This window comes from Stenotrophomonas sp. STEN018 (genome assembly GCF_056760235.1).
Window position 1 is genome coordinate 35,111 of record NZ_JBRREK010000038.1, and the last position, 10,181, is coordinate 45,291.

The 10,181-nt window shown below is 63.6% G+C and carries 6 protein-coding genes; 4 read left to right on the forward strand and 2 right to left on the reverse strand.

The window, feature by feature from the left end; translation table 11 throughout:
* Positions 1–125: 125 nt before the first annotated feature.
* Positions 126–2,894: a TonB-dependent receptor gene (locus ACVOMB_RS14720; RefSeq protein ID WP_481531869.1), complete on the reverse strand. Its 2,769-nt coding sequence runs from the start codon at positions 2,892–2,894 to the stop codon at positions 126–128.
* Between the two features lie 273 nt (positions 2,895–3,167).
* On the opposite strand from ACVOMB_RS14720, the gene ACVOMB_RS14725 reads away from it, so the two are divergent.
* Positions 3,168–4,190 (forward strand): sugar kinase, encoded by a 1,023-nt coding sequence (locus tag ACVOMB_RS14725; RefSeq protein ID WP_481531870.1) that lies wholly within the window; start codon positions 3,168–3,170, stop codon positions 4,188–4,190.
* On the forward strand, positions 4,177–4,815 hold the full coding sequence (eda, locus tag ACVOMB_RS14730; protein WP_481531871.1) for a bifunctional 4-hydroxy-2-oxoglutarate aldolase/2-dehydro-3-deoxy-phosphogluconate aldolase: 639 nt from the start codon (positions 4,177–4,179) through the stop codon (positions 4,813–4,815). The genes ACVOMB_RS14725 and eda overlap by 14 nt, the downstream gene beginning before the upstream one ends.
* Before the next feature lie 218 nt (positions 4,816–5,033).
* Here the strand turns inward: eda and ACVOMB_RS14735 are convergent, their stop codons facing one another.
* Positions 5,034–6,893, reverse strand: a complete 1,860-nt coding sequence (locus ACVOMB_RS14735; protein WP_481531872.1) for a sigma-54-dependent Fis family transcriptional regulator — start codon at positions 6,891–6,893, stop codon at positions 5,034–5,036.
* A 243-nt stretch (positions 6,894–7,136) separates the two neighbouring features.
* On the opposite strand from ACVOMB_RS14735, the gene adh reads away from it, so the two are divergent.
* Positions 7,137–8,666, forward strand: a complete 1,530-nt coding sequence (gene adh, locus ACVOMB_RS14740) for an aldehyde dehydrogenase (RefSeq protein WP_481531873.1) — start codon at positions 7,137–7,139, stop codon at positions 8,664–8,666.
* 109 nt (positions 8,667–8,775) lie between these two features.
* On the forward strand, positions 8,776–9,804 hold the full coding sequence (gene adhP / locus ACVOMB_RS14745; RefSeq protein ID WP_481531874.1) for an alcohol dehydrogenase AdhP: 1,029 nt from the start codon (positions 8,776–8,778) through the stop codon (positions 9,802–9,804).
* The last annotated feature ends 377 nt before the right edge of the window (positions 9,805–10,181 follow it).

Genomic DNA, 10,181 nt, shown 5'->3' on the forward strand with positions numbered 1-10,181 from the left:
AGCGTGCGGCGCAGGTACAACGTCGCATGCGGTGGGCCAAGTTAGCGACGCCAACGCGTCTGCACATTCTGCGTCGCACCATCAGAACCCCCTCCCGGCGCGGCGCCGGGAGGGGCATCACAGCATCAGAATTTGTAACGCAGGCCCAGGGTGAACTGGCGGCCGGTCTCGCTGTACTCCAGCGGCAGCGATACCGACGGGTTGGACACCCAGGATTCCTGCGCTTCGTTGGTCAGGTTGGCGCCTTCCAGGCTGATTTCCAGCTGGTCACTGATGCGGTAGTGGATCGACGCATCGATGAAGGTTGTGCCGCTCTGGCCATGCACGCCCAGGCCCTTGCTGTCGAAGCCGGCTTCGGTGCCCGGCACCTGGATCAGGTAATCGTCGCGGTTGGTCGCCGACACGCGACCCGACCAGCTCGTACCTTCGTAGAACAGGGTGGCATTCCACGCGTTGCGCGACAGGCCGGTCAGGTCGTCTTTCTGCGCCATCACGCCACCGGCGGTGACATACTGGATCTTCGACTGGACGTAGGTGTAGTTCAGCTGCGTGCCGAAGTTGGCCCACTTGCCAGGCAGGAAGGTGAACGGCTGGGTGTAGTTGAACTCCACACCGGTCAGCTCGCCACCGGGAGTGTTGACCGGGGTGCTGAACACGAACTCGTCATCGACCGTGGCGTTGAGGTTGTCGAGCAGGCTGGCCGGCAGGCCGCTGGTCGAGTACACACGGCTTTCGCGGGTTGGCTGGATGAAGCTCCCGATGTCCTTGTAGAACAGGCCGACGCCGACCATCGCGCCTTCGGAGAAGTACCACTCAAAGCCGAGATCGGCGGTCTTGGCGCGGATCGGATCCAGCGCCGGATTGCCACCACTGACCGTGCGCGCACTGCCGCTGACGCTGACAGCCACACCCGGGGTCAGGCTGCCCAGACCCGGACGCGACATCACCTTGGCCGCACCAAAGCGGATCAGGAAATCCGGGGTGATTTCCGCCACCACGTTCAAGGACGGCAGGAAGTCGTTGTACTCACGGCTGACCGTGGTGCTGATCGGCGTGCCGCTGGCGGTGGCGATACCGCTGGAGGTCTGCTTGGTCTTGACGTAGCGCGCGCCGATGTTGCCGCTGAACGGGATCGAGCCGATGTCGAAACCGAACTTGCCCATCAACCAACCGCCGCGATCCTGTTCCTGCACGCTGCGGATGCTGGCATTGAAGTCCACCAGCGCATAGATGCCTTCGCCGCTGAGCACATCGAACTCGTTGGCGATGCCGTTGAAGTTCGGCACCACCCACTTGCCCGGCGAACCCGACATGCCCTTGAGACTGGCCAGCTCGGTCATGTTGACCGGCACGATCTTGCTGCCATTGCTGAAGTTCGGCACGGTGGTTTCATTGCCGACGCGGCGACGTTCCATCGAATCGAAGCTGAAGTTCTTGGCCTGCACGCCGCCTTCCAACGTGAAGGACGGACCGATCACCCACGAAAACTCCAACTGGCCGTTGTCGAAATCGTTGGTGACATAGTTTTCGCGAAGACGGATGGTGGACAGCGTCCAGCCGGTGGGATCGGTCGGGCTGACGCCGTAGTTGAAGACCGGCTTGTTCGGGTTGCCACGGTAGTCGTAGCTGTAACCTTTGACGTTGAGCTTGTCCATCATGATGGTGGCCTGGATCGGGTTCTCGTGCTTGGAGCGCGAGGTACCCACCTTGCCGGTGATGGTGAAGTTGTCGGTCAGGCGGTGTTCGCCGTCCAGGCTGATCTGGTAGAACTCGGTGGTCCACTCGTCGTGGCGGTTTTCAGCACGGATATCGACGTTGTCCATTTCCGCGTAGACAAGCGCGCCATTACGCACTTCGCCGTTCTTGACGATGATCTCACGCTTGCCCAGTGCATCGGATTTACTCAGGCCATTGGCCTCGATGTACTTCTCATCGCGCTTGGCGTCGATCTTGGAGTACAGCGCATCCAGGCTGAAGGTGGTGCGGTCGCCGGGCTTGAACTGCAGCGCACCGGTCACGCCCAGGCGCTTCTGGTCATGCTCCATCAGCGTGTAGCGCGGGAACCGCGGCGAATACACGTCGGACTTCAGCGCATCCTTGAACGGCGAAGCCGCATTGAAGCCGCCATTGGTGGTGCCACCAGCCCAACGCACGGTGCCACTGCCTTCTTCGACCGTCTCACGCTCGGAATAGGCCACCGACAACAGCGCACCGAATTTGCCATCGGCCCAGCTGTTGGAGATCAAACCGGCAAAGCGCGGCATCGCCGACTGCGAGGCGTCGTTGTACGAGGCCTGCACATTGGTGACGATCGTCAGGCCGTCATAGTCGAACGGGCGTGCGGTGCGCAGGTCGACGGTAGCGCCCAGCGAGCCTTCTTCCACATCGGCCGATGCGGTCTTGCGCGCGATCAGCTGGGTGAACAGGTCCGCTGCGAATACGTTGAAGTCGAAGCCACGGCCACGGTTGGTGCCGCCCTGGCCGTCGCTGCTGCCGACGGTGCTCAGCGCTTCCAGGCCGTTGATGCGCACGCGGGTGAAGTCCGGGCCCAGACCACGCACGGAGATGTTGCGGCCTTCGCCGCCATCACGGGTGATCACCACGCCGGGAATGCGCTGCAACGACTCGGCCAGGTTGCTGTCGGGGAACTTGCCGATGTCCTCGGCGACGATGGCATCCACCACGCCGGCTTCGCCGCGCTTGATGTCCAGCGCCTTCTCCACGCTGGCGCGGTAGCCGGTGACGGTCACTGCATCCAGCTGGGTCGCGGCGGTATCACCGGCGACCGGCGCAGCCGCGTCCTGGGCCATGGCAACGCCTGCCTGCAGGGCCAAACTGATCCCCAATGCGAGCAAGGTAACCGGTGTCTTTTTCTGCGAGTTACGTGGATTCATGTGCTTCCCCTCTCCAAGGTTTGCATGCGATGCAGTGGCTCCGGCTTATGCTTTTCGCTGGATGACACCGCTGGTCAAAACGGAAAGTAGCAGCTGCGTGAAGAGGGAGCATCTTGCACTGCAACAGGGAGCAAACAGGGCGGAAACCATTGTCTTAGGGACATTGGCGGACGGTTATGGAGGCAGGCGAGGGGACAGCGGCGGCCGAATGACACCGATAGTCAATCAACCATGCCATGATGCGCGCCGATCGACGAGGAGACAGGAATGGCGATGATTTCCCCCCGTGTTGTCTGTTTTGGTGAGCTGCTGCTGCGCCTGGGTGCGCCCGGTAACCAGCTGTTGTTGCAGTCGCCCACGCTGGATGTGCATGCCGGCGGTGCCGAAGCCAATGTCGGCGTGTCGTTGGCGCATTTCGGCCATGACGTGGCGATGATCAGCGTGGTTGCCGACAACCCGCTGGGTGCGGCGGTGGCCGGCGAACTGCGCCGCCACGGCGTGGACACCTCGCGCGTACGCCGCAGCGACGGCCGCATGGGCCTGTACTTCCTGACCACCGGTGCCGGCCACCGTCCCAGCGAAGTGGTCTATGACCGCGCCGACTCGGCGTTCGCCACAGCCCGTGCCGATAGTTACGACTGGCCCGCGCTGCTGCACGGCGCGCAGTGGCTGCACCTTTCCGGGGTCAGCCCTGCCCTGGGCATGGAAGCGGCACAGGCGACTCTGGCCGCTGCACGCGCCGCCAACGAGCGCGGCATCAAGGTGTCCTTCGACGGCAACTTCCGGCCCAAGCTGTGGGAACGCTGGGGCGGCGACGCCAAGGCGATCCTGCGCGACCTGTTCGACTGCGCGCATATCGTGTTTGCCGACTACCGCGACATCGGCGTGGTGCTGGGTGGCGAGTTCAATCAGGCCGAGCCACAGGCGCGCGTCGATGCGGCGGCGGCAATGGCGTTCGCGGCCTTCCCGCGCCTGCAGTACATGGCCTGCACGCAGCGCACCGCGCATAGCGTCGGCCACCATTCCCTGGGGGCGATGCTGCTGGGCCGTGATGGCACGCGTGCTCTGGCACCAGCCGAGGAGCTGACCGATATCGTCGACCGCATTGGTGGCGGCGACGCGTTCGCGGCCGGCGTGCTGCATGGCCTGATCGAAGGCATGGATGCGGAGACCACGATCCGCTTCGGCCTGGCCGCTGGCTGCCTGAAGCATTCCATTCCCGGTGATTTCAACCCAGTCGGCGTGGCCGACGTCATGGCCCTGATGGGCGAAGGAAAATTCGATGTCCGGCGCTGATCCGCGCGTACGCGCAGTGCTCAAACTGGCCCCGGTGATTCCGGTGTTCACTCCCGACAACGTCGACGATGCGGTGCAGGTGGCGCAGGCCTTGTTCAACGGCGGCCTGCCGGTGATCGAGGTGACCTTGCGCACCGCAAACGCGATGGATGCGATCAAGGCCATGGTCGAGGCGGTGCCTGATGCGGTGGTCGGTGCCGGCACCGTGCTGACCCCGTCGCAGATGGAGAAGCTGAAATCGGTCGGCGGCCGCTTTGCGGTATCGCCGGGTGCTACCGACACGCTGTATGCAGCGGCACGCGATACCGACCTGCCGTTCCTGCCGGGTGTGGCGACCTCGTCCGAGCTGATGCGCGGCCTGGAGCAGGGGCTGGATACGTTCAAGTTCTTCCCGGCCGTGCAGGCGGGCGGCGCAGCGATGTTGTCGGCCTGGAATGGTCCGTTCGGTGACGTGCGGTTCTGCCCGACCGGCGGCATCAGCGCGCAGACCGCATCGCAGTTCCTGCATCTGCCGAATGTGCTGTGCGTGGGTGGTTCGTGGTTGACCACGCGCGAGCTGTTGCAGGCGCGTGATTGGGCGGGGATTGAGGCGTTGGCGCGAGCTGCGGCGGTGTTGCCGGGTTGATTGGGGTTTGGGATTGGCTCCAGATCAAAGTCAACGTCAAAAGCTGACCCCTCCCCAACCCTCCCCTTCGCTACGCGAAAGGGAGGGGGCTGAAGCTGCAATTGCGCAGAATCCCGCAGGCTGCCGGAACCACTCCCTCCCTTTCGCGTAGCGAAGGGGAGGGCCGGGCCGGGGAGGGGTGCTGTTGCTGTTGCTGTTGCTGTTGCTGTTGCTCAGCTTTAGAGCTTCAAGCGCCGATACAAGGTACTGCGGTTAACCCCCAACCTTTTCGCCGCCAGACTCACATTGCCATCGCAGGCGGCCAAGGTCTGTCGCATCACATCCAAAGCCAGTTCCTGCAAGCTGCCATCCACCACCGGTGCAGCAGCAACGCGTCGCCCAGCCTGATGCAGATACTCAGGCAGCAGCTCCATATCAATCACCGCACCCGGCTCGGTCAACGCCACCAAGGTGCGCAGACAGGCCGCAAGCTGGCGCAGATTGCCCGGCCAGTCATAGGCCACCAACGAATGCTCTGCCTCCACACTCAACACCCGTCCTTGCGCCAAGGGCTGCCACATCGCCTGCAGCAACTGTGCGCGGTCGTGCGCCTCACGCAGCGGCGACAGCCGCATCACGTGATCGGCAATGCGGTAATACAGATCGGAACGGAAACGGCCTTCCTCCATTGCCTGCTGCAGATCGCAGTGGGTGGCGCAGACGAGCATGAAATCCAGCTTCACCGGTTTGCCGCCGCCCAGCGGTGACAGCTCGCGGTCCTGCAGTACACGCAGCAGGCGTGGCTGCAGCGCCAAGGGCATGTCGCCGATCTCATCAAGGAACAACACGCCGCCCTGCGCCTGCCGCAGCAGGCCCTGACTGCCTTGCCGGCGCGCACCGGTGAAGGCGCCTTCTTCGTAACCGAACAGTTCGGCTTCGATCAAGCCTTCCGGCAAGGCCGCGCAGTTCACCGCGACGAAAGGTTTGCTGCTGCGGCTGCCCTGCCCATGCAGCGCGCGCGCCGCCACTTCCTTGCCAGTGCCGGTTTCGCCCTGCAGTAGCACCGGCAGGCCGGCTTCCAATACGCGACCGGCACGCAACAGCTGTTCGCGCTGGTTGGTATCGAATACCACGGCAGGCGCGGCGACGGTGGTTGGCAATGGTCGCGCCAGTGCTTGCGCTACGCTGGTCGTCCGCGTGCGCGCTGCGGGTGTTTGCGCACCCAATTGGCCATGCAACAAGCGACCGCTGCGATCCTGCAACATGCCTTCATCGCGCATCCGCGACAGCGGCATCTCGAACAACGCTTCATAGGAAGCGCGGCCGATATCGCCACGTTCCAGGCCGAACAGGTGCAGGCCGACGCCATTGGCTGCCACCAGGCGGCCGTTGCGGAAGCCGAGCACGGCTTCGCCTGCGGTGCCCAACAAGGTGCGGTCGTGGTGCAGGCGCAGCAGCTCACAGTCGCTGATACCGTTCTCGAAGAAGCGATGTTCGATGCGGTTGGCGGCCAACCGCGCCAGACCCATCGCGTGCATCTGCTGCACGCTGGCCGGGCCGCTGATGTCGAGCACACCGGCCAACTGCCCGTGTGGATCATGGATGGGCATGGCCGAACAGCTGAGGATGCCGTGCGGTGCGTAGAAGTGTTCGCCGCCGCGCACTTCCACCGCGCGGCCTTCGACGATCGCGGTGCCGATGGCATTGGTGCCGACCGCCGATTCGCTCCAGCACACGCCCGGCATCAAGGCCACGCGCCCGGCCTTGTCGAGGAAGCCGGCGCTGCCCTCGGCATTGAGGATCCAGCCGCTTTCGTCGGTGAGCAGTACGATGCTGCCGGTGCTGGCGGTATGGGTGGCCAGCCCGTCGAGCTCAGCGCGCGCCAGCCGCCATAGGCGTTCGTGACGTTCGCGCAGCTCACGCAGGTTGTGGCCTGGCAGGGGTTCCAAGGCGGGTTCGGCATCCACCAGCAAGCCGCTGCGTTGGCAACGCCGCCATGACTGCAGGATGTTGTCGGGCACGGTGCCCACGGGCGTGGTGCCGCGCTCGAAGAACGAGCGGCGGGCGTTGCCCACGCGATGTTGCAGTGCCAGTGCCATGACCGCTCCTGTGTCGCATTTTGCGACAGCTGTTCAAACCACTGTTCCGATTAACACCACAGCTGGGCGGGCGCTGCAATCACCTGCCGTTTCGCAGTGCAGCAAATCTGCCAAAGAGTCTCCGCAACCAATGGGTTTTCATCGTGCCGCAACGCAATAGGCGGAACTTGGCATTGCTCTTGCGCCTGATGTAGCCACCGCCACACACGCGGCCCACACACCGCTGAACCGGAGATTTCACAGATGAACGCAGTTCTGTCCGCCAAACCGCATGCCACCGATCCGCAGTCCCTGTTCAAAGCCCGCTACGGCAACTACATCGGCGGCCAATGGGTAGCCCCGCGCAGTGGCCAATATTTCGACAACACCACGCCGATCACCGGCAAGGTGTTCACCCAGGTGGCGCGCTCCAATGCCGAGGATGTGGAGCTGGCGCTGGATGCCGCGCACGCCGCCAAGGACGCCTGGGGCAAGCGCTCCACCACCGAGCGCGCCAACATCCTCAACCGCATTGCCGACCGTATTGAGGAAAATCTTGAACTGATCGCCCATGCCGAAACCTGGGACAACGGCAAGCCGATCCGCGAGACGCTCAACGCCGATGTGCCGTTGATGGCCGATCACTTCCGCTACTTCGCCGGTGCCCTGCGCGCGCAGGAAGGCAGCCTGTCGCAGATCGACAACGACACCGTCGCCTATCACTTCCACGAGCCGCTGGGCGTGGTCGGGCAGATCATCCCGTGGAACTTCCCGCTGCTGATGGCGGCGTGGAAAGTGGCCCCGGCACTGGCCGCCGGCAACTGCGTGGTGTTGAAGCCGGCCGAACAGACCCCGGCCTCGATCCTGGTGTTGATGGAAGTGATTGGCGACCTGCTGCCGCCGGGCGTGCTCAACATCGTCAACGGTTTCGGCCTGGAAGCGGGCAAGCCGCTGGCCAGCAGCCCGCGCATTGCCAAGATCGCCTTCACTGGCGAGACCAGCACCGGCCGGCTGATCATGCAGTACGCCAGCCAGAACCTGATCCCGGTGACGTTGGAGCTGGGCGGCAAATCCCCGAACATCTTCTTCGCCGACGTGATGGCCGAGGACGATGATTTCCTCGACAAGGCGGTGGAAGGCTTCGTGATGTTCGCCTTCAACCAGGGCGAGGTCTGCACCTGTCCGTCGCGGGTGCTGATCCAGGAATCGATCTACGAGAAGTTCATGGAGCGTGCGTTGGCACGGGTGGCGGCGATCAAGCAGGGCAACCCGCTCGACCCGAACACCATGGTCGGCGCGCAGGCCTCGCAGGAGCAGCTGCAGAAGATCCTGTCCTACATCGAGATCGGCAAGGCAGAAGGCGCCGAAGTGCTGATCGGCGGCGAGCAGAACCAGCTTGATGGCGATCTGGCTGACGGTTTCTACGTCAAGCCGACGGTGTTCAAGGGCCACAACAAGATGCGCGTGTTCCAGGAAGAGATCTTCGGGCCGGTGGTGTCGGTTACCACCTTCAAGACCGAGGAAGAAGCGCTGGAGATCGCCAACGACACCTTGTACGGCCTCGGCGCCGGCCTGTGGAGCCGCGACGCTTCACGCCTGTACCGCATGGGTCGTGCGATACAGGCAGGGCGGGTGTGGACCAACTGTTACCACGCCTATCCGGCACACGCGGCGTTCGGTGGCTACAAGCAGTCGGGCATCGGCCGTGAGAACCACAAGATGATGCTCGACCACTACCAGCAGACCAAGAACCTGCTGGTCAGCTATTCGCCGAAAAAGCTGGGCTTCTTCTGAACCAAGCCCGGATGCGCCCGGTCGGCACCGGCCGGGCGTGATCTGGATCAAGGCGCCAGGCCAGGCTTGGCGCGAAGCTGGACTTATCCCCCGCAAAGGAGATCCATTGATGGACAAGACGATGAAGGCGGCCGTGGTCCGCGCGTTCGGCAAGCCGTTGGTGATTGAAGAAGTAGCCGTGCCGCGTCCGGCCGCAGGCGACATCCTGGTCAAGATCGAGGCCTGTGGCGTCTGCCACACCGACCTGCACGCCGCCGAAGGCGACTGGCCGGTGAAGCCCAATCCCCCGTTCATTCCCGGCCACGAAGGCGTCGGTCACGTGGTCGCGGTGGGTGCAGGCGTTACCCACATCAAGGAAGGCGACCGCGTCGGCATTCCGTGGCTGTATTCGGCCTGCGGCTATTGCGAGCACTGTCTGGGCGGCTGGGAAACCCTGTGCGAAGCGCAGCAGAACAGCGGCTATTCGGTGAACGGCGGTTTCGCCGAGTACGCGCTGGCCAATGCCAACTACGTCGGCCTGCTGCCCAAGGAAGTGGGCTTCGTCGAGATCGCACCGATCCTGTGCGCAGGCGTTACCGTCTACAAGGGCTTGAAGGTCACCGACACCAAGCCCGGTGATTGGGTGGCGATCTCAGGTATCGGCGGCCTCGGCCACATGGCGGTGCAGTACGCCAAGGCGATGGGCTTGAACGTGGCGGCGGTGGATATCGACGACAGCAAGCTGGCACTGGCCAAGCGCCTGGGCGCCAGCATCACCGTCAATGCCCGCAACACTGATCCGGCCGCGTTCCTGAAGAAGGAAATCGGCGGCGCACACGGTGCCCTGGTGACGGCGGTATCGCCCAAGGCCTTCGAGCAGGCGCTGGGCATGGTGCGGCGTGGCGGCACGGTGTCGCTCAATGGTCTGCCGCCGGGTGACTTCCCGCTGGACATCTTCGGCATGGTGCTCAATGGCATCACCGTGCGCGGTTCGATCGTCGGCACCCGCCTGGACCTGCAGGAATCGCTGCAGTTCGCTGCCGAAGGCAAGGTCGCGGCGACGGTGAGCACCGACAAGCTGGAGAACATCAACGAGGTGTTCAAGCGCATGCATGAAGGTGCGATTGAAGGCCGCGTGGTGTTGGACTTCAACGCCTGACCGCAACCGGCCAGCACATCCGCACCTCCCCCGGGGTGTGCTGGCTGGGTTGCTTTTGCTTTTGGCTTTTGCTTTTGGCTTTTGCTTTTGGCTTTTGGCTTTTGATCTTCTCCTCTCCCCTTGCGGGAGAGGATGCCGAAGGCAGGAGAGGGGAGCGGCGAAGCCGCTAAGCTCAAAGCATCGTCAGATTGCATACCAATCGGTAGCCAAGCATTACCAGCTTCGCGGCTGACGCCGCTCCCACAAGCACCAACCCAGGCCTCGCCTAGGGAAGGTCTGAACAATCAGCTCATACCCTTTGTTATGCAGCGATTGAACTAGCGCAGTCGGCAGCCTGCATCAAATCGGTAACTTTCATGCCTAACTTCGCACAGCAG